At 65.6% G+C, this 22,130-nt stretch carries 26 protein-coding genes and 1 tRNA gene; 23 read left to right on the forward strand and 4 right to left on the reverse strand.

Annotation, left to right across the window (positions count from 1 at the left end; translation table 11 throughout):
- The first annotated feature begins 34 nt into the window (after positions 1-34).
- The 23 genes from Hhyl2_RS02680 (at position 35) to hpt (ending at position 20,054) form a co-directional block, all read left to right on the forward strand.
- Positions 35-1,096 (forward strand): M48 family metalloprotease, encoded by a 1,062-nt coding sequence (locus tag Hhyl2_RS02680; protein ID WP_483549179.1) that lies wholly within the window; start codon positions 35-37, stop codon positions 1,094-1,096.
- A 62-nt stretch (positions 1,097-1,158) separates the two neighbouring features.
- Positions 1,159-1,539, forward strand: a complete 381-nt coding sequence (locus Hhyl2_RS02685) for a translation initiation factor IF-5A (RefSeq protein WP_483549180.1) — start codon at positions 1,159-1,161, stop codon at positions 1,537-1,539.
- A gap of 13 nt (positions 1,540-1,552) precedes the next feature.
- Entirely contained in the window at positions 1,553-2,356 is an 804-nt protein-coding gene (gene speB / locus Hhyl2_RS02690) for an agmatinase (protein WP_483549181.1), read from the forward strand.
- A gap of 98 nt (positions 2,357-2,454) precedes the next feature.
- On the forward strand, positions 2,455-3,249 hold the full coding sequence (locus Hhyl2_RS02695; protein WP_483549182.1) for a hypothetical protein: 795 nt from the start codon (positions 2,455-2,457) through the stop codon (positions 3,247-3,249).
- A gap of 26 nt (positions 3,250-3,275) precedes the next feature.
- On the forward strand, positions 3,276-4,043 hold the full coding sequence (locus Hhyl2_RS02700; protein WP_483549183.1) for a Nif3-like dinuclear metal center hexameric protein: 768 nt from the start codon (positions 3,276-3,278) through the stop codon (positions 4,041-4,043).
- Position 4,044: 1 nt separating this feature from the next.
- Positions 4,045-4,617 (forward strand): transcription elongation protein SprT, encoded by a 573-nt coding sequence (locus Hhyl2_RS02705; RefSeq protein WP_483549184.1) that lies wholly within the window; start codon positions 4,045-4,047, stop codon positions 4,615-4,617.
- Positions 4,618-4,684: 67 nt separating this feature from the next.
- Complete coding sequence (gene coaBC, locus Hhyl2_RS02710; protein ID WP_483549185.1) at positions 4,685-5,842, forward strand: bifunctional phosphopantothenoylcysteine decarboxylase/phosphopantothenate--cysteine ligase CoaBC; 1,158 nt, start codon at positions 4,685-4,687, stop codon at positions 5,840-5,842.
- A gap of 105 nt (positions 5,843-5,947) precedes the next feature.
- Positions 5,948-7,033 (forward strand): monovalent cation/H+ antiporter subunit E, encoded by a 1,086-nt coding sequence (locus Hhyl2_RS02715; protein WP_483549186.1) that lies wholly within the window; start codon positions 5,948-5,950, stop codon positions 7,031-7,033.
- Complete coding sequence (locus tag Hhyl2_RS02720; protein WP_483549187.1) at positions 7,026-7,301, forward strand: cation:proton antiporter; 276 nt, start codon at positions 7,026-7,028, stop codon at positions 7,299-7,301. The genes Hhyl2_RS02715 and Hhyl2_RS02720 overlap by 8 nt, the downstream gene beginning before the upstream one ends.
- Positions 7,298-7,618: a monovalent cation/H(+) antiporter subunit G gene (gene mnhG, locus Hhyl2_RS02725; RefSeq protein ID WP_483549188.1), complete on the forward strand. Its 321-nt coding sequence runs from the start codon at positions 7,298-7,300 to the stop codon at positions 7,616-7,618. Before Hhyl2_RS02720 ends, mnhG begins: the two co-directional genes overlap by 4 nt.
- A complete protein-coding gene (locus Hhyl2_RS02730) occupies positions 7,615-8,154 on the forward strand; it encodes a DUF4040 domain-containing protein (protein WP_483549189.1) in 540 nt (179 codons plus the stop codon). Before mnhG ends, Hhyl2_RS02730 begins: the two co-directional genes overlap by 4 nt.
- Positions 8,151-8,627: a Na(+)/H(+) antiporter subunit B gene (locus Hhyl2_RS02735; RefSeq protein ID WP_483549190.1), complete on the forward strand. Its 477-nt coding sequence runs from the start codon at positions 8,151-8,153 to the stop codon at positions 8,625-8,627. The genes Hhyl2_RS02730 and Hhyl2_RS02735 overlap by 4 nt, the downstream gene beginning before the upstream one ends.
- Positions 8,624-8,995: a cation:proton antiporter subunit C gene (locus Hhyl2_RS02740; protein ID WP_483549191.1), complete on the forward strand. Its 372-nt coding sequence runs from the start codon at positions 8,624-8,626 to the stop codon at positions 8,993-8,995. The genes Hhyl2_RS02735 and Hhyl2_RS02740 overlap by 4 nt, the downstream gene beginning before the upstream one ends.
- Positions 8,988-10,472 (forward strand): monovalent cation/H+ antiporter subunit D family protein, encoded by a 1,485-nt coding sequence (locus Hhyl2_RS02745; RefSeq protein ID WP_483549192.1) that lies wholly within the window; start codon positions 8,988-8,990, stop codon positions 10,470-10,472. The genes Hhyl2_RS02740 and Hhyl2_RS02745 overlap by 8 nt, the downstream gene beginning before the upstream one ends.
- A complete protein-coding gene (locus Hhyl2_RS02750) occupies positions 10,469-12,136 on the forward strand; it encodes a cation:proton antiporter (RefSeq protein WP_483549193.1) in 1,668 nt (555 codons plus the stop codon). The genes Hhyl2_RS02745 and Hhyl2_RS02750 overlap by 4 nt, the downstream gene beginning before the upstream one ends.
- Complete coding sequence (locus Hhyl2_RS02755; RefSeq protein WP_483549194.1) at positions 12,136-13,932, forward strand: Na(+)/H(+) antiporter subunit D; 1,797 nt, start codon at positions 12,136-12,138, stop codon at positions 13,930-13,932. The genes Hhyl2_RS02750 and Hhyl2_RS02755 overlap by 1 nt, the downstream gene beginning before the upstream one ends.
- Positions 13,933-14,068: 136 nt before the next feature.
- On the forward strand, positions 14,069-14,539 hold the full coding sequence (locus tag Hhyl2_RS02760) for a type IV pilin domain-containing protein (RefSeq protein WP_483549195.1): 471 nt from the start codon (positions 14,069-14,071) through the stop codon (positions 14,537-14,539).
- A 121-nt stretch (positions 14,540-14,660) separates the two neighbouring features.
- Positions 14,661-15,236, forward strand: coding sequence for a DUF7344 domain-containing protein (locus tag Hhyl2_RS02765; protein ID WP_483549196.1), 576 nt, complete (start codon positions 14,661-14,663; stop codon positions 15,234-15,236).
- 247 nt (positions 15,237-15,483) lie between these two features.
- Positions 15,484-15,978: a type IV pilin domain-containing protein gene (locus Hhyl2_RS02770; protein WP_483549197.1), complete on the forward strand. Its 495-nt coding sequence runs from the start codon at positions 15,484-15,486 to the stop codon at positions 15,976-15,978.
- 426 nt (positions 15,979-16,404) lie between these two features.
- Positions 16,405-16,899 (forward strand): type IV pilin domain-containing protein, encoded by a 495-nt coding sequence (locus Hhyl2_RS02775; RefSeq protein ID WP_483549198.1) that lies wholly within the window; start codon positions 16,405-16,407, stop codon positions 16,897-16,899.
- A gap of 93 nt (positions 16,900-16,992) precedes the next feature.
- Positions 16,993-17,475 (forward strand): hypothetical protein, encoded by a 483-nt coding sequence (locus tag Hhyl2_RS02780; protein ID WP_483549199.1) that lies wholly within the window; start codon positions 16,993-16,995, stop codon positions 17,473-17,475.
- Positions 17,472-19,358 (forward strand): hypothetical protein, encoded by a 1,887-nt coding sequence (locus tag Hhyl2_RS02785; RefSeq protein ID WP_483549200.1) that lies wholly within the window; start codon positions 17,472-17,474, stop codon positions 19,356-19,358. The genes Hhyl2_RS02780 and Hhyl2_RS02785 overlap by 4 nt, the downstream gene beginning before the upstream one ends.
- A gap of 126 nt (positions 19,359-19,484) precedes the next feature.
- Complete coding sequence (gene hpt, locus Hhyl2_RS02790) at positions 19,485-20,054, forward strand: hypoxanthine/guanine phosphoribosyltransferase (RefSeq protein WP_483549201.1); 570 nt, start codon at positions 19,485-19,487, stop codon at positions 20,052-20,054.
- A 34-nt stretch (positions 20,055-20,088) separates the two neighbouring features.
- On the opposite strand, the gene Hhyl2_RS02795 is transcribed toward hpt, so the two are convergent.
- From Hhyl2_RS02795 to Hhyl2_RS02810, 4 genes are all read right to left on the reverse strand, one after another.
- A complete protein-coding gene (locus Hhyl2_RS02795) occupies positions 20,089-20,514 on the reverse strand; it encodes a hypothetical protein (protein ID WP_483549202.1) in 426 nt (141 codons plus the stop codon).
- A gap of 226 nt (positions 20,515-20,740) precedes the next feature.
- Positions 20,741-20,815: transfer RNA gene (locus tag Hhyl2_RS02800), tRNA-Met, on the reverse strand.
- 68 nt (positions 20,816-20,883) lie between these two features.
- Positions 20,884-21,363: a GtrA family protein gene (locus Hhyl2_RS02805; protein WP_483549203.1), complete on the reverse strand. Its 480-nt coding sequence runs from the start codon at positions 21,361-21,363 to the stop codon at positions 20,884-20,886.
- The gene (locus tag Hhyl2_RS02810) at positions 21,360-22,127 is read right to left on the reverse strand and encodes a glycosyltransferase (RefSeq protein WP_483549204.1); all 768 of its coding nucleotides are present in this window, start codon (positions 22,125-22,127) and stop codon (positions 21,360-21,362) included. The genes Hhyl2_RS02805 and Hhyl2_RS02810 overlap by 4 nt, the downstream gene beginning before the upstream one ends.
- Positions 22,128-22,130 lie beyond the last annotated feature (3 nt).

Genomic DNA, 22,130 nt, shown 5'->3' on the forward strand with positions numbered 1-22,130 from the left:
TTTCACTCACTGACAGCTAGATTCTATACGCCCTATGGGGAGAGATACCCACCTCAATCGACGGATCCTGCTGACGCTCGCGCTCCTGCTGGTCGTCGACCTGGCTGTGGTCGCGACGGCCGCGTACCTCCTGACGCCGTGGCTCGCGCCCCTCCGTGACGCCGTCGCGGCCGTGCTGCCGCTTGGACCGCTGTCCACGGCGGCCGCGTGGTGGCTGGCAGTCCTGCTGCCGGCACTGACGGTGTTCGTGTGGGGGCAGTTACGCTACACCCGCGCGCGAACACTGGCGAAAGTCGACGCCACCGAGGTCAGCCAGCACGAGTACCCCGACCTGAGCGAACGCGTCCGCCGGCTGGCACAGCTCGCAGACATGAAAGAACCCGGCCTTGCCGTCGCGAACTCGTCGGTGCCCAACAGTTTCGCGGTCGGCACGCTCGGCAGTGCGACGGTCGTCGTCAGCGACGGGCTGCTGGAGACGCTGTCGGGCGACGAACTCGACGCCGTGCTGGCCCACGAACTGATGCACATCAAGAACCGCGACGCGACGGTGATGACGCTGGCGAGCTTCCTGCCGGCACTGACCAACGGCGAGCACGGCCTCGTCGACGACATGTTGCCCGGCCAGCGCGGGAGCAAACTCCTCGTCGGCGTCCTCGCGCTGTGTGGCGCCTACGTGTTGAGTGCGCGCTTCCTCGCCGCCCCCGTCGGGAGCCTGGAGTTCACCGCCAGTTTCCTGTTCCTGGCGGGGACCACCGTCGTCCTCGGCGGTGTGTTGCTCGGCGTGTTCACCGCGCCGGTCGTCGTGTTGAGCCGCTCGCTCTCGAAGTACCGCGAGTACGCTGCCGACCGGAGCGCCGCGGTACTGACCGGTGATCCGGCCGCACTCGTCACCGCACTGGAGACGCTCGACAGCGAGATCGCCGCGACCCCCGAAACCGACGCCCGCCGCGCCTACGAGGGCGTCCGTGGCCTCTGTTTCCTCCCCGGCGGGTTCGACACCGGTACCGAGACCGACCGCTTCCACGTCGAGACGCGCTCGCACCCGCCGACCGAGGAGCGGATCGACCGCCTGCGGGACGTCGAAGCCGGTTCCTGACCCCATACCCGACACCGCGCCATTCCAAACCGTTTATGCCACAACAGGGGTAACCCGGCCGTATGGCAAGAGAGCAGACCGAAGTTCGCGAGCTCGACGAGGGTAGCTACGTGATGATCGAGGACACGCCGTGTAAGATCGACTCCTACAGTACGGCCAAGCCCGGCAAGCACGGCAGTGCGAAGGCCCGCATCGACGCCCGAGGCGTCTTCGACGGCAAGAAGCGCTCGCTCTCCCAGCCGGTCGACGCGAAGGTCTGGGTCCCCATCATCGACCGGAAGCAGGGCCAGGTCGTCTCCGTCGACGGCGACGACGCCCAGGTCATGGACCTGGAGACCTACGAGACGTTCACGATGCTGATGCCCGACGACGTCGAACTCAACCCCGACGACGAGATCGAGTACCTCGAGTACGAGGACCAGCGCAAGATCACGCGCACGTAATCGCCCAAAGCAGATGTTTCCCGGTGCGAACGCAGACCGCGACCGTGCCGACTACGCCGTCGTCGGGGCGCCGCTCGACGCCTCGACGTCGTTTCGGCCGGGCGCGCGCTTCGGTCCGCGCCGGGTCCGGCAGTTCTCCGAACAGTTCGACGACTACGACCACCACAGCGGCCAGCACTTTACGGATCTGGCCGTCTACGACCACGGCGACGTCGGCCCGACCGCCGACACGGCCGAGTACCTCACCTTCCTTCGCGGCACGCTCGGTGACCTCGCCGACGAGGGTGCAGTCCCGCTCGTCCTGGGTGGCGAACACACCGTCACAGTCGCCGCCGTCCGCGCGGTCGACCCCGACGTGTTCGTCTGTCTCGACGCGCATCTCGACCTCCGGGAGTCCTACGCCGGCGACACGCTCTCGCACGCGACGGTGACACACCACGCGCTTTCGGTTGCCGAGAGGGCGGTGATCCTGGGCGCACGTACCGGCAGCGAAGCGGAGTGGGAGCGTGCAGCGAGCAACGACGTGACGGTCGTCCCGCCGGCCGAAGTACCGGACTGGGGCCCCGATCTGAACGGCGACCGTGTCTACCTCTCGGTCGATATCGACGCTGCGGATCCAGGGTTCGCGCCGGGGACCGGGACGCCAGAGCCGTTCGGTCTCGACCCGGCGACGATGCACGACGTCGTCCGCGCAGTCGCGCCCCACGCCGTCGGGTTCGACGCCGTCGAGGTCAACGACCGCGACGACGGGCAGGCGGCAACGCTGGCGGCGAAACTCCTCCGAGCGTTCGTCTACGCGCACGCGTCCTCCAGGTGAGGGTCGTAGACCGTTGGATGGCCAGCACGCCTCTCGATCTCGGGACGACGATAGCTGACCGCGCCTCGTTTTAAGACCGCGGGGACGTATGCTGACGTATGGACCGCCTCTCGTCGTGTTACTTCTGCGGTACGGCACTGGATGCGTCGCTGTCGGAGTACCCCGTCGTTCCGCGGGCGCTCCAGACGGGCGACACGAGCGACCGGACCGTCGTCCTCTGTCCGACCTGTCGGCGGAAACTCGCGACCATCGTCGAGTCGGTCGTGGATGCTGCCGGCGACGAGGACGTCGAGGGAAGCGTCACAGGCGACGCGGCGACACTCCCGAGCGGGGCCGACGACGAGGACCTCTCGGGGATGTTCGACGAGTCCGGGATGGAACCACAACCGGACCCGACGGAGATCAGTGACGCGAACGAGACGGCCGACGACGAGGCGCCCGCCGAGGAAGCAGGCGCGGAGGCCGGGACCGGCGAGAGCTCGGCCGGCCCAGGACAGGACGAGAGCAGCGGCTTGGCTGGAGCGAACGGTGAGCGAGCGGCTGACGGATCGACGATGCCTCGTGACACACGGACGGGGGCCGACGAGACGGTCTCCGCGGACGACGGCTCGTCGTCGGAGACGACGGGTGGATCCGCGAGCGGATCAGGGGGAGACTCCTCCCAGTCCGCAGACGACGACGGCCAGTCACTCACTCGACTGGAGTACAACAAGGTGATGCGCCTCCTCCAGAACCGAGAGCTCCCGGTCGAACGCGCTGATATCCGGACCGTCGCGGTCAACGCCTACGAGATCGAGCCCGCGGAGTTCGACACCATCGTGGACGCGGCCATCGACCGGGACCTGATCGCCGAACGGGACGGCCAACTCGTCGCGCCGAGTAGGAAAGACTGACGACCGGGGCGACAGAACCACCGCGCATGGACGCCAGCGACATCGCGACACGGCTCGACGAGCGACTGGCTATCGAGGACTACGCCGACCTGGACGCGAGCCCGAACGGGCTCCAGGTGGGGCCGGGCGACCGGAGCGTCGACCACGTCGCCGTCGCCGTCGACGCCGCCGTCGAGACCATCGAGCGGGCCAGCGACGCGGGCGCGGACCTGCTCGTCACCCACCACGGCATCGTCTGGGGGAACATCGAGCGAGTCACCGACCGCAACTACGACCGCATCGCGCCGCTGATCGAGCACGACCTGGCGCTGTACGTGGCCCACCTCCCGCTGGACGGCCACCAGGAACTGGGCAACGCCGCCGGCGTGGCCGACCTGCTGGATCTGACCGACCGTCGGCCGTTCGGTGCGATGGGGCCGGAGTACATCGGCCAGGCGGGGACCCTCGCCGAGCCGCGCGCGGCCACTGCGGTCGCGGAGACGCTGGACGCGTCACTCGACACGGGTGGCCAGGAGGTCCAACTGCTCGATCTGGGCCCAGAGACCGTCGAGGACGTCGCTATCGTCACCGGGAGCGGCGTCGACTGGCTCGACGAGGCCGTCGACGCGGGCGCGGACCTGCTCGTGACCGGCGAGGGCAAACAGCAGGTCTACCACGAGGCCCGCGAAGCCGGGATCAACGTCGCGCTGGCGGGCCACTACGCCACCGAGACGTTCGGCGTCCGAGCGCTGGCGGGACTCGCAGAGGAGTGGGGCCTGGAGACGACGTATATCGACTGTCCAACCGGGCTCTAGGATGGCGCCGCCGAGCTACGACAGCATCGACACCGACGCGGACCTGATCGCCTGGTCACGTGCGTACTGCCGGACGGTCCGCCGCGAGCGCGGCGTCGACGTCCGGTTCGATCTGGTCGACTGGACGGTCTCGACCCGAGCGAAACGCCGTGCAGCCGCGGTCAAACGGCCGAAACTCCCGGACGCGACGGTCGGGGAGCCGTACGACTGGGACAGCGTACCCGACGCCAGCGGACGGCCGCTACCCTGTACGCTGTCGCTGACGCGCGAGGCCTTCGAGGCGTTCGACCGCGCCGAGTGGGAAGCGACGCTTCGCCACGAACTCGTCCACGTCGAGCAGTACCAGCGCGACGGCACCACCGACCACGGGTCGGCGTTCCGTGAGCGGGCCGCAGCGCTCGATACCGACGTCCACTGCCCGGTGTTCGCGGACCCGAAGTACGTCCTGGTCTGCGAGGCCTGTGGCGGACTGGTCGCGCGCCGGTACCGGGACTGTAAGCTCGTCCACGAGCACGACCGGTACCAGTCCGACTGCTGTGGCGCGGGGCTGGTCGTCGAGGCGGGTCCGGACTGACCCGGTGGCCGACGGTGAGCGCTCGCACTCGGGTGGCCTTTTATTCCACGGGTGCCAACGACGGCGTATGCTGAACGGAGTCAACGTCGTCCTCGGGGTCTCGGGCTCTATCGCGGCCGTGAAGACGGTCGAACTCGCCCACGAACTCCGCCGCCAGGGCGCGAGCGTCCGGGCCGTGATGACCGGCAGCGCACAGGGAATCGTCCACCCCTGGGCGCTGGAGTTCGCGACCGAGCACGACGTGGTGACCGAGGTGACCGGCGCCGTCGAGCACGTCGAACTCTGTGGGACCGAGGGGTGGGGGGACGTCCTGTTGCTGGCGCCGGCCACCGCCAACACCGTCGGGAAGGTCGCCGCCGCCGTCGACGACACGCCGGTGACGACGTGTGCGACGACCGCCCTCGGGGCAGGCATCCCCGTCGTCGTCGCGCCGGCGATGCACGAACCGATGTACGACCACCCCGGCGTGCTGGACGCCATCGACCGCGTGCAGTCCTGGGGCGTCGGGTTCGTCGACCCGCGCGTCGAGGAGGGGAAGGCGAAGATAGCGACCGAAGAAGCGATCGTCACGGAGGTTGCCCGCGCGGCCGGTGACCGCCCGTTGGCCGGCGAGCACGTCGTCGTCACCGCCGGCGCGACGACCGAGTCTGTCGACCCCGTCCGCACGCTCTCGAACCGGGCCTCGGGTCGGACCGGGCGTGCGGTGGCACGGGCCTGCTACGTCCGCGGTGCCGACGTGACGCTCGTCCACGACGGGCCGACGGTCCCGTACGCGGCCGTCGAACGGGTCGAGAGCGCCGCCGAGATGACCGCCGCAGTCACCGAGGTCGCCGACGGCGCCGATGCACTCATCTCCACTGCAGCCATCTCCGATTACACGGTCGAGACTGCCCCGGAGAAGATCAAGAGTGGACAGGCGACGCTGACGCTGGAACTGACGCCGACGCCGAAGCTCATCGACACCGTCCGCGAGGCCCACCCGTCGCTCCCCATCGTCGGCTTCAAAGTCGAGAGCGAGGGCGACGACGACCTCCTCGTCGAGCGTGCGCGGGCGCTCCGGGACCGGGCGGACCTCGCGTTCGTCGTCGCCAACGACGCGAGCGTGATGGGTACGACAGAGACGCGTGCGTTGCTGGTCGACGCCGACGAGACGAGCGAGTACGTCGGCGAGAAATCGGGGCTCGGGTTGCGAGTTGCGGACGAACTGGCCGCCGTCCTCGGATAAGCGGCCAGTGGATTGCGAAATAGTTTTGCGTGTCCCGTTGCTCGAAGGTGGTAACGACAGTAGCGCTCGTCAGACATACAGATTCAGGATTTTCAAGGAACTATCGTGACCGTATCTGACGCCCGCCGTCTACTGGTGCCGGTCGCCGACTCCGAGACGGTCCGCAATACCGTCGCCTACGCCGTCGAACAGGCACAGGTGGCCGCGAGCGAGCAACCGCGACCGGTCGAACTCCACTTCGTCGTCGTCGCGAGCACTCGCGCGGTCGACCCCGACGCCCCGGCGGAACTGGGCGAAGCGACCGAACTGCTCGACCGCGTCGACGTCTGGGTCGAGGAGGATGTCGGCGACGAACCGGTCGACGGCCTCACCATCACGGAGGCGGTACTGGGAGCGGATCGGTACCTCTTCAGTCCCGGTGACTACGCCGACGCCATCATCGACTACGCCGCCGAGAACGGTATCGACCGGGTCATCCTCGACCCCGAGTACCGCCCCGGCGGCGCGGCACCGATGTTGCGCCCGCTCGAAGCAGAACTCGCACGCGGCGAGTTCGAGACCGAACGCGCACCGGTCGAGCGGGCAGCCCGGCCGACAGTACTCGCCCGCGCTGCCTCCCTGCCGAAGTACCTCACGCTCTTTGGTGCCTCGTACGTGTTCTACATGCTGCTGAGCGCGTACACGCTGTTCGACTTCCTCACCGGTGCGATCACCGCGACACTGGTGACGGTACTACTGGCGCCGATCACGTTCAGCCAGCAGCCGTCGGTGACCCGGCTCCCGATCCAGCTGGCCCGACTGCTCGTGTACATCCCGTATCTCCTCTGGGAGATCGCCGTCGCCAACCTCCAGATCGCCTATGTCGTCCTCCACCCGTCGCTGCCGATCGACCCCAAGATCGTCCAGCTCCGTGCCGCTGTCTGGGGGGACGCCGCTGTGACGACGCTCGCGAACAGCATCACCCTCACACCGGGGACGCTCACCGTCAGCGTCTCGGACCAGGCGTTCGACATCCACTCGCTGACCGCGGGTTCGCGTGATGATCTGTTCGGGGGAAGTCTGGAACGGGCCGTCCGGTTCGTCTTCTATGGCCGCGAAGCGGCAGCCATCGCCTCGCCGCGCGAGCGTGGTGACGACCGGGTCGACAGTGCGAACGGGACCCGCCAGGAGGAGGTGATCGACGATGACTGAATTGGCGACGATCATGCTGGTGCTGGCCGGGGCGTTCGTCATCTTCGCCGGTGTCGCGCTGTACCGCGTCTTCGCCGGCCCGACGACCCACGACCGCGTCATCGCGGTCAACGTCGCAGGGACCAACACCGTCATCGCCATCTCGCTGGTCGCGGCGGGGCTGGACCAGCCGGTGTTCCTGGACGTCGCGCTCGTGTATGCCCTGTTGAACTTCCTGCTCTCGATAGCGTTCTCGAAGTTCAACGTCGAACAGGGGGGTGTGCTATGACGCCCCTGGAGTGGGCCGCCGTCGTGCTGGCGGTCCTCGGGACGTTCTTCGGTCTCGTCGCGGCCGTCGGTATCGTCCGACTGCCCGACGTCTACACCCGTGCACACGCCGCCTCGAAGAGCGACACGCTGGGGGCCGTCCTCTCGCTCGGTGCGGTCGCCATCGCGCTCCAGACGGACCTCTCGACGATCAAGGCCGTCTTCCTGCTCGTGTTCATGTTCCTGACGAACCCGACGGCGGCACACGCCATCGCCCGGGCCGCACAGGACCAGGGTATCGAACCCTGGACGACGGACGACACGGAGGGGGAACGATGACGCCGACACTCGTGGAAGTCGCGCTCATCGGGTTCGTCCTGGCGTGTGCGGTCGGCGCAGCCATGCTCAAAGATGTCCTGGCTGCCGTAATCGCTTTCGCGGCATACAGCCTGGGCATCTCGATCATCTGGCTCATCCTGCAGGCGCCGGACGTGGGCCTGACCGAGGCGGCCGTCGGCGCTGGTATCATGACCATCCTCTTCCTGCTGGCGCTGGCCAACACCGTCCGCCCCGACGAGGAGCGACTCCTCGAACCGGTGGGCCTCCGGACAGTCGTCGGCGTCGGCGTCTTCGTCGCCGTGATGGCCGCGACGGTGCCGGCGCTGCCGGCCATCGGCGATCCGAGTGCGCCCGTCACTGGCGGTGAGGTCACCCAGTACTACATCGAGAACGCCTACGACGAGACCCAGGTTCACAACGCGGTGACCGCCGTCCTCGCGGCCTACCGTGGGTTCGATACGCTGGGTGAGGCGGTCGTCGTCTTCGTCGCCGGCATCGCCGCGCTGTCGGTCCTCAGACAGGAGGTGTTCGCATGAGCGTCGACAACGAACCCGGACTGTACGTCGAGAGTACGATCATCATGACCACCGTACGGGTCGTCGCCCCGTTCGTCCTCACGTTCGCGCTGTTCGTGATGTTCCACGGCGCGGATTCGCCGGGTGGCGGCTTCCAGGGCGGGGTCATCGCCGGGTCTGTCGTGATGATGCTCGCCTTCGCCTACGGCATCGAGTCGACGCGTGAATGGGTCGACATTCGGATCGTGGCAGCGCTGGCCTCCGGCGGCGTCCTCACGTTCGCGACCATCGGGCTGGGCTCGATCGCGCTCGGCGGGACGTTCCTCGAATACACCGAGTATACCTTCATCATCAAGAAGGCCAGCAAGTACGGCATCGAACTGGTCGAACTGGGTATCGGAGCCATCGTCGCCAGCGTGGCCATCGGCCTGTTCTTCCTGCTCGCGGCCGGGTTCGGCCACGTCGGCGACGGGCCACAGGGGGGTGAACGATGATCGGCCCGCTCCAGTTGGATCTGCTGGCGACACACTACAACTACTACGCCGTGGTCCTGCTGCTGGGTATCGGCCTGTACATGCTCGTCGAGTCGACCAACCTCGTCAAGAAGGTCATCGGGATGAACATCTTCCAGACGGGCATCTTCCTGTTTTTCATCACGCTGGCCTACCGTGCCGGGGGCAATCCGCCGGTCATCGAGGAGGGGGCTGGCCCGTACGTCAGCCCGCTCCCGCACGTACTCATCCTGACGGCTATCGTCGTCGGTGTGAGCCTGACCGCGGTGGCACTGGCGCTCATCATCCGCATCTACTCGGAGTACGGTACGCTGGACGAAGACACGCTGAAACAGCTCTACTATGATTGAACACGTCCCTGTCCTGCTCGTCGTCCTGCCCATCGTCGGCGGTGCCGTCCCGCTGGTCGCGAGTCTCGTCTCGGACCGCGCCGGGTGGCCCGTCGCGGCGGTGACGCTGGCTGTTCACACTGCGCTGGCAGCGTGGCTGGCTGCGACGGTCGTCACCGACGGCACCGTCAGCTACGTCGTCGGCGGCTTCGTCGCGCCGTACGGCATCGAACTCGTCGTCGACGGCCTCTCGGCGGCCGTCGTCCTGCTCGTCAGCGTCGTCGCGTTCGGCCTGCTCGCGTACGCACGCCGGGCGGGGCCACACGCGAACACCTTCTACAGCCAGTACCTGCTGCTCGTGACGGGTCTCACCGGGATGACCGTCACCGGCGACGCGTTCAACCTCTACGTCTTCCTGGAGATCACGGGGCTTGCGGCCTACGGCCTGGTCGCCAGCGGGCGCGAGGCTAGCGCCGCCGTCGCCGCGCTGAAGTACCTCATCATCGGGACCGTCGGCGCGTCGCTGTACCTGCTCGGGGTCGGCTACGCGCTGGCGGCGACCGGGACGCTCAACATGGCCGACCTCGCGGACAAACTGGCTGCCGTGGGCTACGACTCGACGCTCGTCATCACCGCCTTCGGTCTCATGGTCGGTGGGCTCATCGTCAAGGTTGCCCTGTTCCCCCTGCACACCTGGCAGCCCGACGCCTACGCCAACGCCCCGGACACGGTGAGCGCGCTCATCTCCGCGCTGGTCTCGACCGTCTCGGCCTACGCGCTCGCTCGGATCATGTTCTCGGTGTTCACCGTGGAGTTCCTGACTGCGGTGCCGGCCGCACGCTGGATACTCGTCGGTCTGGCCTCGGTGAGTATCGTCGCCGGGAGCGCACTCGCTGTCTCCCAAGACGACGTCCAGCGGATGCTGGCGTACTCCTCGGTCTCGCAGTTCGGCCTGGTCGTCGCCGGGTTCGCCATCGCGACGCCGACGGCGGTCGTCGGTGCGACGGTCCACCTCGTCGGCCACGCTATCATGAAGGGTGGCCTCTTCGCCGCCACCGGAGTTATCGAGCGTGACACCGGCGCCTCGGCGGTCAACGGGTACGCCGGGATGGCAGAGCGGGCGCCGGTCGCGGCCGGCGGCTTCGCCGTCCTGGCGCTGGCGATGGTCGGTGTCCCGCCGGCGGTCGGCTTCATGGGCAAGTGGTACATCGTCGTCGGCGCCGTCGAGGCCGGCATCTGGCCCGTCGTAGTCGTCCTCCTGGCGAGTACGCTGTTGACGCTGGCGTACTTCGCCCGCCTTGTCGAACGGCTCTACTTCGCCGAACCGACCATCCGCGAGGACGAGGAACCGACCGTTACCGACGGCGGAAGCGCCGTCTCGCCGGGGATGCTCGCCGTCGTCGTCGTCGCTGCGGTCCTGGCGGTCGCGCTGACCGCGGCCGTCCCGACGCTGGAACAGACGCTCGTAGACACACTGCCGCCGCTACTGAACCCATGACTGACGTCGCATCACTCAGACCACTGCTGGCCGTGCTCGTCTCGGCGGTCGCTATCCCGCTGATCCTCTCACAGAAGGGCCGTCCGAACCTCCGTGAGGGCGTCACTATCACCGTCGCCCTCGCGAAGTTCGCTATCGTCGTGAGCATGGTCCCCGCCGTGTTGGCCGGCGACCAGTTCGTCTTCTCGTTTGGCCAGTTCGGGCCGGGAATCAGGCTCGCGCTCCGGGTCGACGCGCTCGCGATCCTCTTTGGCCTGCTCGCGAGTCTGCTGTGGATCGTCACGAGCTTCTACAGCATCGGCTACATGCGTGGGCTGGACGAACACGCACAGACGCGCTACTTCGCCTCCTTCGCCGCGAGTCTCGCGTCGGCCATCGGAGTCGCGTTCGCCGCGAACCTCGTGACACTGTTCGTCTTCTACGAACTGCTGACGGTCTCGACGTACCCGCTGGTGACCCACGACGAGACCGACGAGGCCCGCGCCGCGGGCCGGAAGTACCTCGCCTACACGTTCGGTGGCGGCGTGGCTGTCCTCGGTGGGACCGTCCTCGTGTTCTTCCTGACCGGGACGACCGGATTCACCCCCGGCGGTATCGAGGGACTCGCCACCGCCGACCCGACGCTCGCTCGCGCCGCGTTCGCGCTGCTTGCGGCCGGGTTCGGCGTGAAGGCGGCGCTGATGCCGGCTCACTCCTGGCTCCCGGACGCGATGGTCGCGCCGACGCCGGTGTCGGGCCTGCTCCACGCCGTCGCGGTCGTCAAGAGCGGCGTCTTCGGCGTCGCTCGTGTCGTGCTCGACGTCTTCGGGACAGGGCTGATGGCCGACCTCGGTGTCGATCTACCGCTGGCTGCCGTCGCCGCGTTCACGTTGTTGACAGCGAGCGTCATCGCGCTCCGCCAGGACAACCTCAAGCGACGGCTGGCGTACTCGACGATCAGCCAGCTCTCGTACATCGTGCTCGGGCTGGCGCTCCTGGAGGGTGACGCACTGATCGGTGGATTGCTCCACATCCCCGCTCACGCGTTCATGAAACTCACCCTGTTCTTCTGTGCGGGGGCCATCCACGTCGAGACCCACACCGACGACATCAGCGACATGGCCGGCATCGGGAAGCGGATGCCGCTGACGATGACTGCCTTCGGCGTCGCCGCGGCCGGGATGGCCGGCATCCCGCTGGTCGCCGGCTTCGTCAGTAAGTGGTACCTCGTCATCGGGGCACTCGACGGCGGCGCGGGTATCTTCGCGGCCGCGTTGCTCGTCTCCGGCGTGCTCAACATCGCGTACTTCTGGCCCATCGTCTATCAGGCGTTCTTCGAGTCGCCCGAGGCTCACGACGAGAAGCCACTGATCGAGTCCGCGCTCGGCGGGACGGCCGTCCGCACGGACGGCGGTGGGCACGCCGAGAGCGACGAGGACGTCCCCGATCCTGCACACGTCGACCACCTCGGGAAGCGCCACGAGGACGTCGAACACCACGGCGGCCCACCCGAAGGCGGCTGGGACGAGCGGAGCTGGCTGGGCGGTGAGAGCACCTGGTTCATGCTCGGACCGATCCTCACCGCGGCGACGCTCTCGCTCCTGTTGGGTATCGTTCCCAACCAGGCGGTGTTCCTGCAGGTCGTCACTACTGTCGTCGGGAACCTCCCGGGGGTGGTCGCCTGATGGCGTCTCTCCTGACGCTGGTCCCGCCGGTCGCCGTCTTGCTGCCGGTGGCCATCCTCGTCGCGTTGCTGGGTCGCCGGAGCGGCCACGCGCTCGGTATCCTCGCCTCGGGGGCGGCCGTCGCCTGGGCGTGGTTCGTCCCTGCGGGGGCACACCTTCAGACGACGTTCCTGGGCTTCGAGGCGGTGCTGTTCAACGTCGACGAGTTCTCGCGGCTGATGGGTCTGATCTTCGGGCTCATCGGCGTCGCGGCCGTCCTGTACTCCTACGCGAGTGAGGCCGAGTCGATACAGACTGGCTTCGCCCTCTCGTACGTGGCGACGAGTTTCGGTGCCGTCTTCGCCGGCGACTGGCTCACGCTCCTCTTCTTCTGGGAGCTGATGGCCGTCACGAGCACGCTGCTCGTCTGGCACTACGGCGGGAAGGCGGTCCGCGCCGGCTTCCGGTACGCGCTGTTGCACGGCGTCGGCGGGACGCTGCTGATGGCCGCGATCCTCCAGACCTACGTCGCCAAGGGGACCTTCCTGTTCGGGTCGGTCCCTGGCGGACCGGAGACCGTCGGCATCGCACCCGGCCTCCCCGCGGCGCTGGCTGCCGTCGGCATCGGCGTCAACGTCGGGTTCATCGGGCTCCACGCCTGGCTGCCCGACACCTACCCGCGCCCGCACATCGCCGCGAGCGTCTTCCTCTGTGTGTTCACGACCAAGACCGGCGTCTACGGGATGTACCGCGCGTTCCCGGCCGGCAACGAGGCCATCGCGTACATGGGCGGCGGGATGGCGGTCTTCGGTGCCATGTTCGCGCTGTTCCAGAACGACATGCGGCGCCTGCTCTCCTATCACATCCAGTCCCAGGTCGGATACATGGTCGCCGGCGTCGGCATCGGGACGGCACTCGCCCAGGCCGGCGCGTTCGCGCACGTCTTCAACCACATCCTCTACAAGGGCCTGCTGTTCATGACCGCCGGCGTCGTGGTCTACCGGACCGGCGAGGAGAGCCTGAAGAAACTCGGCGGCCTCGCACGCGAGATGCCGATCACGGCGACGGCGTTCACCGTGGCGGCGCTCTCTATCGCCGGCTTCCCCGGCTTCAACGGGTTCGTGAGCAAGGGGATCGTCATCGCGGGGAGTCACTACGACTTCGCCAAGGGCCCGCTCCCGGTCGCCGGCTTTGGCACCCTGGAGTGGTTGCTCTACCTCGGCGGGGTCGGCACGTTCATGTCGTTCATCAAGTTCGGGTACTACGCGTTCTTCCACGGCGACTACGGTGGCAGCGTCGAGGACGCCAACCGCGGTCAGACGGTCGCGATGCTCGGTGTCGCCGCACTCTGTGTCGGCTACGGCATCTTCGATGGGGCGCTGTTCGCCATCCTGCCGTTCGACGTGACCGACGAGGCCGTCGTCTCGCACGTCTACGTCACCTATACCGTCGACCACCTCGTCGAGGGCCTCGCGCTGGCAGTCCTCGGACTGATCGGGTTTGCGGTCACCAAGCGCCCGCTCAAGCGCCTCGGGCGCGTTCCGGATATCGACTCGCTGTACAATCCGGCCGTCTACTACGGCACTCGCGCCCTGGTCGTCGGCGTGACCGAGCTCTATGCCGCGGTCGATCGGGCGGTCGTCCGTGGCACGCAGGAGCTCGGTCGTATTGTCAGAGAGCCGAACGAAACGCTCGATGACATGCGGGGAACGGCGGCTGAGACGGACAGAACGTCCCGGCCACTCAGAGCAGGAATTGGATTCAGCATCCTTGTACTCGTCGTTTTCGTCACCCTCGCGCTGCTGGCGCTCGGATGATTCTCAATCTCGATAGTTACTCCTGCACATTTATATGCGATGATACCATCCATCAAGTAAGCGCGTCGCCGTGAGAGCAGTCGGTCTTCCGACCGGGTGTGCTCTCGGTGCGTGTCGGACAGAGGCAATCCAACCCATGAAACTCAAACAGCTCTTCGACGACGATGATGCGGTCTCACCGGTCATCGGTGTCATCCTGATGGTCGCGATCACCGTCATCCTCGCGGCAGTCATCGCAACGTTCGTCCTCGGTCTCGGTGACCAGGTCAGTAATACAGCCCCGCAGGCAACCTTCAGCTTCGACTACGAGGAGGGTGCCACGTCGGCTGATGCAGGAACTTCATTCTCAGGAGATGGCGTGCTGACGATCGTCCACGACGGCGGTGATGCGATCAAAGGCAACGAGTTATTCATCCGCGGGGCATCTTCGACCTCCGGTGAGTGGAGTAACCTCGGCGGTGACGTCGGTAGTTCGAATAGCGAGGTGAGGGCCGGGAACTCGTTCAGCATAGTTGTGGACGATGGTGACACCGTCCGCGTAGTCTTCGAGGACAGCGACGGCGGCAGCTCCGCGACGCTCGGCAAGTGGACCGGCCCCGACGCCTGATTCCACACACTGATTACCGAGGTGATCCTCGGCGCGGCATACCCCTATCGTTATTATCATCGACTCACCATCTTCCTTCCACGATGGGTGAATCGGGTCATGGCGATGGGGAGGCGATACGATGAGCAACCAAGCGATGCAGATGCCGGACGTCGACGACTCGCTCTCCAAGGGCGAGATATTCGACGTCCTCCAGAACGAACGGCGGCGACATACCCTCCAGTACCTCCGGGAGAACGGCGGGCCAGTGGAACTCGGTGACCTCGCGTCACACGTCGCGGCCATGGAGTACGACTGCGATTCTGAGAGCGTCTCCAGCGCGCAACGAAAGCGCGTCTACACGACACTCCAGCAGACCCATCTCCCGCGACTCGACGAGGCCGGTATCGTCGAGTACGACAGCGACGACAACCTCATCTCGACGACGCCACAGACACAGGAACTGACTGTCTATCTGGAGATCGTCTCCGCGGGCGAGTTTCCCTGGCGCGAGTACTACCTCTCGCTCAGTGCGGTCAGTCTCGCCATCGTGACGGTCCTGTGGGTCGGCGTCTTCCCCTTCACGCTCATCCCACCGCTGATCTGGGCGACGCTCATCACGGCCGTGTTCGCGCTCTCGTCGGTCTATCACACCTACGCGGGCCGCGAGATGACGCTCAGCGAGTACATGTCGAACCAGCGGAACGACTCCGAGTAGGCGCTCGACGTGTCCTACAGCAGTTCGTGCGGAAAATTTCGTGATGAATAGCTGGATATAAGTATCTGGTTCCGTATAGATGCAAGTAGCACACCACTTGCGAGCGTGGTACGTGCCTCATACGGATTACTGTAGCTGTCGACCGGTGATCGTCCGGCCGTGGATCGGCGATATCGGGAGCGGACTACAGTGATCCGTAGCTTGGGTGGGGCGTTGCTCGCGACACGTGGCTGTGCGCAGGCAAACTATGGATCTGAAACGACTGTTCAACGACGACGACGCGGTGTCGCCGGTCATCGGTGTCATCCTGATGGTCGCCATCACGGTCATCCTGGCCGCCGTCATCGCGTCGTTCGTCCTCGGGCTGGGGGATCAGACACAGCAAACAACGCCGCAAGCGAGTTTCGCGTTCGATTACGACGAGAGCGTTGGCGCAGCCGACGAGGGGACGCTGACAATCACACACGACGGCGGTGACACGGTGGAAGGTTCGAGTGTGTATCTCCGCGGCAGTGGCTGGGTAGATAGCACTGTGTGGAGTAGCGGGAGCGGTGCGGTTGACATCGATGATAACGACAAGAACGATAACTGGGACACCGCTGTCGGTGGAAAAACCGAAGTGAAGGCCGGGAATTCTATCGTGGCTGGTGTCAGCGACAGTTACGAGATTCGGGTCGTCTATGAACCGCCGGAGGGCGACACGTCCGCGACGCTTGGACAGGACAGCGGTCCCGAAGCGTAACGGCTGATTTCGCTTTCACATTTTTTCGACCGCGCTGTAGCATCCAGTGGGTTCCATCTCGTTCCGTGGTCCTGATCTGACCGGGACACGACCACTCGTTCAGAAAATATAGATGTTGGGACAATTGCGCGCGTCGATATCGGGTCGAGAGAACGACCAAGTGGACGAATAGTGTAAACTCGTATATTCTCCGGTTTCAGGCGGCATCAGTTCTGTTTCAGGGAATTCCTGACTCTGTTTCAGGTCGGTCTTGACCCTGTTTCAACGCTGTCTTGACCGGTAAAACGTTGGGCGGGTATAAGTTAGTACATCCCAATGGACTGAAACAGCACACCGACGCGGGATGGGGGCGTGCACCGAGGTGGTCGGTGCAGGTTCCGCTCGTACGTGTACGTCGACGGTGTGTCGAACACACGGAACACAACAATGGATCTGAAACAACTGTTCAACGACGACGACGCTGTATCGCCGGTCATCGGGGTCATCCTGATGGTCGCCATCACGGTCATCCTGGCTGCTGTCATCGCATCGTTCGTCCTCGGACTCGGGGACCAGACACAGAGTACGACGCCGCAGGCCAGCTTCGCGTTCGATTACGACCAGTCTGCCGCCACTGGCTCTTCCAGTAATGGTGTTTTGACGGTCACGCACGACGGCGGGGATACGATTGCTGCTGAAGAGTTGTACATGCGGGGGACTGGATTCGCAAGTGTGACCGCATCTACCACTCCTGATTTCAATACAGCAGGTAGTGGTGGCTCCTGGAGCGGGTCGGGTGCCTACAGTTCAGGTAGCGAAATCAGCGCCGGTTCATCGGTTACTGTCGGTGTCAGCAACGACTACGATATCCGCGTCGTCTACGAGCCGGTTGAAGGCGACTCTTCGGCCACGCTCGGGCAGGACTCCGGTCCTGAAGCGTAACTGACTCACTCTCTTTTCGTATTTTTTCGACCGGGTAGCGACAGCACTATCGCCACGATGGGTTTATTTCCGTCGGCCAAGTGAACCGTACCAATGGACGGTACGCGTGGCCTCGTGATCGGCGTTGCTGCCGTCGTCGTGGTAACGGCACTCGTCTCGGGGCCGCTGGTGCCCGGTGTCACGCTCACCGAGTCACGCCAGGTCACGTTCGGCGAGGGGAACGTGACCGTCGCCAGCGTCGACTTCCCCGACCGAGCGACGATCGAACGGGGTGGCTTTGGCTCGGGGAGCAACTATCTCGTGATTCCGCCGGCGACGGTCCAGTTCGAGACACTGGAGGGCGGGCCGATACTCTCCTATGGGATCGAGATTCCCGCGTTGAACTACTCGCGGTCGACGACACATTTCCTCACCTCCGATATCGGTGACCGCTACGAAGCGACTCTCGAATCTGATTCGCTCCGGAGTGAGCCCGACACCGACCGGTACAACGCGACGCTCGGCGTGTGGATCGAGGATTCGAACGGACGAGAGCGTGTCGCCGGCCGGAACGTCACGGTGGAGGTGGTCTCGTGAGTTCGATTACGCTGGCGGACCGACTGGAGCTACGGACGAGCGACGACGCCTCTGTCCGCGAGGCCCTCCTCGCAGCGCTGTTCGGCGACCGACTGGGAGTTACGATCTTTCTGGGCTGTCTCTCGCTCTTCCTGCTGGCCTGGCGAACCAGTATCTTCATCACCGATACGTACACGCTCGCGAACGGGCTGTACAGTCTCTGGAACGGCCAGCTCTTCGTGACCGAGCCAGTCTATGGCGGGAGCTTGCGAACACCTGGGATGTCGCTGTACGACGGCCAGTATCTCGCCCGGAACTACGGTGTTCTCGTCCTCTCACTACCGTTTCTGGCCTTCGTGGAGGCAGTTGCGGCTGTGACATCACTCCGGATCGGAATCGTCGCGCTCTGGGCGCTGGTGTCGCTCGCGCTGGTCGGACAACTCGGACGATTCCTCGACAGCGACCGCGTCGTTCAGGCGGGCAGTGTGGTCGTGCTCGGCCTGTTCGGCCTGAACGTCGCGTTGGCCACGCCGCTCGACAGCGCCTCGTCGCACCTCTACGCGCTCCAGTTGTTCCACATGACCGTCGCGGCGTTCGGCCCGGTGCTGCTCTACCGTCTGCTGCGGCGGCGACACGACACGCGATTGGCTGTGATTGGTGCAGTCATGTTCGTGGTCGGGTCGCCGCTGATCCTGTGGGCGACCGTCCCGAAACGCCACGTCGTCACGGCGACTGTGGCCCTGGGGATCGTCTACTGCCTGTATCGGAGCCGGGAGGACGAGGACGCTGGCCTCGTCCGAACTCCGACTGGATATCGTGCTTCCGCATACGCCCTTGTGATGCTGTACGCGTGGGTGCATGCTCCGGAGGCGCTCCTCCTCTGTCTTGCACTCGTCGTGGTGGACTTGCCGACGGCCGCGAACAACAGTCCACGGACGCTTGCGGTCATCGTCGGTGCAGCCGGTGTCGCACTCGTCCCGTTCCTCGTCACGAACGTGCTCTTGACTGGCTCTCCACTGCGCCCGCCACGTCTCCTGCCCCGTGCCGTCCCGGTCGAAACTACCTCGTCGGCCGGGGCGATGAGCGGGTCGACTAGTGAGACAACCCAGGGATTCTTGTCAGCTCTTCTCGGACCGTTCGAATCGGCGATTCGGCCACTCGCGGTCTTTGTCAGTCAACTCCTGAAGGGTATCGAGACGCTGGTGACCAACCAGTCCGGGGTCGCCCGGACGTTCCTCCGCTCGGGCTACACGGGAGACACAGCCAACAAGGCGGGGACGGAGGCTGTCAATCTGGCAGTGCTCGAATCTGCGCCGCTCCTGGCTGCGGTGACGGGGATGGTTCCCGCGACATGGCGACGACTGCGGACGGGGTCTGTCCCCGGTCGGGTGCTCTCTGCGGGCGCCGTCGCCGACTTGTTCGCTGCCACCGTGATGCTCGGGACCTCGTTACTCTACATCTCACGGCTCCCGATCCATGCACAGATCACGGTCCGATATCTGTTCGTCCTGTATCCGCTCGGAATCCTCCTCCTCTTTCGGGTTCCAGCGATCCGAACGACACTCTCCGAACACGGTCGGGTCTTCGGTTGGACACTGGCCGGAGCGTTACTCATCGGCGGCCAACTCGTCCTCGCGTTCGTCGCACTCTCGGTCAACGGCATCGGGGAGGCGTTCCAGTTCCACGCGGTGCTGGCGCTCGGGACCGCTGGACCACTTGCGCTCTGGGCGCTTTTCGGCCGGAGCGACGACTGGTTCGGCCCCCTCGGAGCGCTACTGTTCGGTGTCACGACTGCGCTGGCGTCGATCTTCGTCTGGCTGACGATCCTCGAGTACTACGCACTCGGTGACGCACATTCGCTCCCGATGGTCCGCGTTCTCGGCCAGCTCCTCGAACTCTTCTGAGACGGAGTACTGACGCTGTGTACCGGTAATCGTCCGACCGTGGGTAGACGATGCCGGCAAGAGATTTCAGTAATTCGTATGAGCCGCTGACGGAGAATTTTTGTAGACCCTCGCAGTACCGTCGGCATGGACAAGCTGAAGGAGTCGCTCCTCGAGGCACCGATCATCGAGAAGGAGGGCTATCACTACTTCGTACACCCGATCAGTGACGGCGTCCCGATGCTGCGCCCCGAACTCCTCCGCGAGATCGTCATCAAGATCATCCGCAAGGCCGAACTCGACGGCGTCGACAAGATCGTCACGCCGGCGGCGATGGGCATCCACCTCTCGACGGCCGTCTCGCTGATGACCGATATCCCGCTCGTGGTCGTCCGGAAACGACAGTACGGCCTGGAGGGCGAGGTCTCGCTCTCGCAGGTCACCGGCTACTCCGAGAGCGAGATGTACGTCAACGACGTCTACGAGGGCGACCGCGTGCTCGTTCTTGACGACGTCCTCTCGACGGGCGGGACGCTGGCTGCGCTGACGGGCGCCTTGGAGGACATCGGTGCGGACATCTGTGACGTCGTCTGTGTGATCAAGAAGGCCGACGGCCAGAACAAACTCGACGAAGCGGGCTACGACGCCAAGACGCTCATCAACGTCGAGGTCGTCGATGGCGAGGTGGTCGTCGTCGACGAGCACGGCGACGGGTAGTCCGACAGGACGCTGCTAACGGCGGCCGACCGCCTTAGCACGCATACCACGGCTCGATACTGTCTGTTCGGACCCTGATTCCGATGTCCTGTCCGGGACAGTCCAGATCGGGATCGGGTGCGTAGTCCCACTCGTTGGACCGGCCGTCCGGTGTGAATGCCAGGACCGTCGCGGGACGACTATCGACACCTGCTGACTCGTCCGCGTGCCCAGCGTCGAGTTCGTAGACTCGACTCATGAGGACTCTCCCGTCGCTGTCTTCGACTCGAACACCCACTGTCACGGGCGAATCAGTGGTGTTGACCGGGACGATCTCGACTGTGTCGCCCTCACCTTCGGTATCGCTGCGCAGGCTCGAACAGCCGGTGAGTCCACTGACTGCGGCGCCACCGACCGCGGCGAGGAACCGACGTCGTGTCTCGGTTCGTCCCGCTATCCTGGGGACCCTCTCAGGACGCATGGCTACTTGCACGGACGAAGGGACCATACGTGAGTCTTCTGCCCAGATATCTTTGAGGCCACGTTGTCCCATACTGCTGCTCACGGTATCGTTCGCAGCAAAACGATAGCGGGAGGTAGATTTGAACCGGAGCCAGACGGCCGCTCACTGCGCTCGCTCTGTCTGGCAGGGTTCGAAATCTATTCCACACGGATTCGTCGCTCACGATTTCGTGAGCGACAGAATATAGCGGGAGGTAGATTTGAACTACCGATCTGCGGGTTATGAGCCCGCCGGAATCTCCTGGCTATCCCATCCCGCTACTTCCTCGTAACCGAGGCCCCTCATTAAGGGTTGTGATTCACCTGCCGTCCGTGAGTTCGTGACGCGCTACTCGTCCTGATGGACCTGCCAGGTGAAGATGCTCTCGAAGACGTAGTTGACGAGCATCCCAAGGCCGATTCCGCCGCCTTTGGCGACGAGCACCCAGAGATCGATACCGGCGACAGAGAGGGGTACGAACAGCAGTCGGTAGATGACGACGAAGACGAGAAACTGGGTCGTCGAGCCGCCGGCCCGGACGAGGTGGGAGCGGAGGAGCCGTCGGAGAAGCGACTCCGGGTCGCCCTCGTCGGCGAAGGTCCAGCGCTCGTTGATCGTGAACATAATCAGGATCGCAGTCTCGATGCCCACGAGCGTCGCAATCTCCGGGAGGACCCCGAACACCTCCGTCAGGACGAGCAGGACGGTGGTGTCACAGACTGCCCCGATCACGCCGACAGAGACGAACTGGCCGAACCTGACACCCGAGACGAGCGAGTCGAACCGGTCGGGGACGACGCGACGGAGGCGGTCACCGGGGGCCGTCATCGCTCGCGTTTGACGAGCGCGGTCGGTTCGTCACGGCGGGCGGCGATCGCCGTGTGGAGCGTGCTGTCGCTGAGTTGTTTCGCCCGGTGTCGCGAAGCAAGCAGTGCACGGAACAGCGCGATGGAGGTCCGGACCGGCGAGACCGTCGACCCGGGTTTGTCCTCCCACTCGATCGGGATCTCGGTGACCCGGAGGTCCAGGGCGCCCGCGATTGCGACCAGTTCGACGTCCCAGGCGAAGCCGGGCTCGTAGAGGTGGTCACGGACGCGAGCCCAGGCGTCGGCGGCGATGGCCTTGGCGCCACACTGGTAGTCGTACAGGCGCACGCTGAGGAGCTGGCCGGCCAGCCAGGCGAAGCCGTCGCCCAGAAAGCGGCGAGCGCGGGTCTGGTGGCTGGCGACGGTGGCGTCGGGGTGGCGCCGTGAGCCCACCGACAGGTCCGCCGTGCCGTCCACGACGGGGTCGACGACGGCCTGGAGTGAGTCGACCGGTGTCGATCCGTCCGCGTCCGCGAACGCGAGGACGTCGGTCTCCAGGCGCTCGAAGCCGGCGGTGATGGCGGCGCCTTTCCCACGCCGGTAGGGGACTGTCTCGACACGGGCGGGGAGGTCGGCGAGCTGGTCGGGGACACCGCGTTCGGGGGCGTCGAGTTCGACGATGATCGTCGTCGGGGAGAGCGTGTCGTCGATGGCCCGGACGTACTGGCGCAGTTGGGCCACGTCCGGCCGGTAGGCAGGGACGACGACACCGACGGTCGGCGACATTGT

The organism is Haloarcula sp. H-hyl2 (assembly GCF_056934385.1).

Excerpts from the sequence above, each read along its gene's own strand:
- Hhyl2_RS02705 (WP_483549184.1), top strand. The coding sequence starts at position 4,045 with ATGGCGCCGCCGAGCTACGACAGCATCGACACCGACGCGGACCTGATC.
- Hhyl2_RS02745 (WP_483549192.1), top strand. The coding sequence starts at position 8,988 with ATGATTGAACACGTCCCTGTCCTGCTCGTCGTCCTGCCCATCGTCGGC.
- Hhyl2_RS02770 (WP_483549197.1), top strand. The coding sequence starts at position 15,484 with ATGGATCTGAAACGACTGTTCAACGACGACGACGCGGTGTCGCCGGTC.
- hpt (WP_483549201.1), top strand. The coding sequence starts at position 19,485 with ATGGACAAGCTGAAGGAGTCGCTCCTCGAGGCACCGATCATCGAGAAG.
- Hhyl2_RS02680 (WP_483549179.1), top strand. The coding sequence starts at position 35 with ATGGGGAGAGATACCCACCTCAATCGACGGATCCTGCTGACGCTCGCG.
- Hhyl2_RS02780 (WP_483549199.1), top strand. The coding sequence starts at position 16,993 with ATGGACGGTACGCGTGGCCTCGTGATCGGCGTTGCTGCCGTCGTCGTG.
- mnhG (WP_483549188.1), top strand. The coding sequence starts at position 7,298 with ATGACGCCCCTGGAGTGGGCCGCCGTCGTGCTGGCGGTCCTCGGGACG.
- Hhyl2_RS02700 (WP_483549183.1), top strand. The coding sequence starts at position 3,276 with ATGGACGCCAGCGACATCGCGACACGGCTCGACGAGCGACTGGCTATC.
- Hhyl2_RS02810 (WP_483549204.1), bottom strand. The coding sequence starts at position 22,127 with ATGTCGCCGACCGTCGGTGTCGTCGTCCCTGCCTACCGGCCGGACGTG.
- Hhyl2_RS02760 (WP_483549195.1), top strand. The coding sequence starts at position 14,069 with ATGAAACTCAAACAGCTCTTCGACGACGATGATGCGGTCTCACCGGTC.
- Hhyl2_RS02750 (WP_483549193.1), top strand. The coding sequence starts at position 10,469 with ATGACTGACGTCGCATCACTCAGACCACTGCTGGCCGTGCTCGTCTCG.
- Hhyl2_RS02740 (WP_483549191.1), top strand. The coding sequence starts at position 8,624 with ATGATCGGCCCGCTCCAGTTGGATCTGCTGGCGACACACTACAACTAC.
- Hhyl2_RS02775 (WP_483549198.1), top strand. The coding sequence starts at position 16,405 with ATGGATCTGAAACAACTGTTCAACGACGACGACGCTGTATCGCCGGTC.
- Hhyl2_RS02735 (WP_483549190.1), top strand. The coding sequence starts at position 8,151 with ATGAGCGTCGACAACGAACCCGGACTGTACGTCGAGAGTACGATCATC.
- coaBC (WP_483549185.1), top strand. The coding sequence starts at position 4,685 with ATGCTGAACGGAGTCAACGTCGTCCTCGGGGTCTCGGGCTCTATCGCG.
- Hhyl2_RS02695 (WP_483549182.1), top strand. The coding sequence starts at position 2,455 with ATGGACCGCCTCTCGTCGTGTTACTTCTGCGGTACGGCACTGGATGCG.
- Hhyl2_RS02795 (WP_483549202.1), bottom strand. The coding sequence starts at position 20,514 with ATGCGTCCTGAGAGGGTCCCCAGGATAGCGGGACGAACCGAGACACGA.
- Hhyl2_RS02805 (WP_483549203.1), bottom strand. The coding sequence starts at position 21,363 with ATGACGGCCCCCGGTGACCGCCTCCGTCGCGTCGTCCCCGACCGGTTC.
- Hhyl2_RS02765 (WP_483549196.1), top strand. The coding sequence starts at position 14,661 with ATGAGCAACCAAGCGATGCAGATGCCGGACGTCGACGACTCGCTCTCC.
- Hhyl2_RS02755 (WP_483549194.1), top strand. The coding sequence starts at position 12,136 with ATGGCGTCTCTCCTGACGCTGGTCCCGCCGGTCGCCGTCTTGCTGCCG.
- Hhyl2_RS02730 (WP_483549189.1), top strand. The coding sequence starts at position 7,615 with ATGACGCCGACACTCGTGGAAGTCGCGCTCATCGGGTTCGTCCTGGCG.
- Hhyl2_RS02685 (WP_483549180.1), top strand. The coding sequence starts at position 1,159 with ATGGCAAGAGAGCAGACCGAAGTTCGCGAGCTCGACGAGGGTAGCTAC.
- Hhyl2_RS02720 (WP_483549187.1), top strand. The coding sequence starts at position 7,026 with ATGACTGAATTGGCGACGATCATGCTGGTGCTGGCCGGGGCGTTCGTC.
- speB (WP_483549181.1), top strand. The coding sequence starts at position 1,553 with ATGTTTCCCGGTGCGAACGCAGACCGCGACCGTGCCGACTACGCCGTC.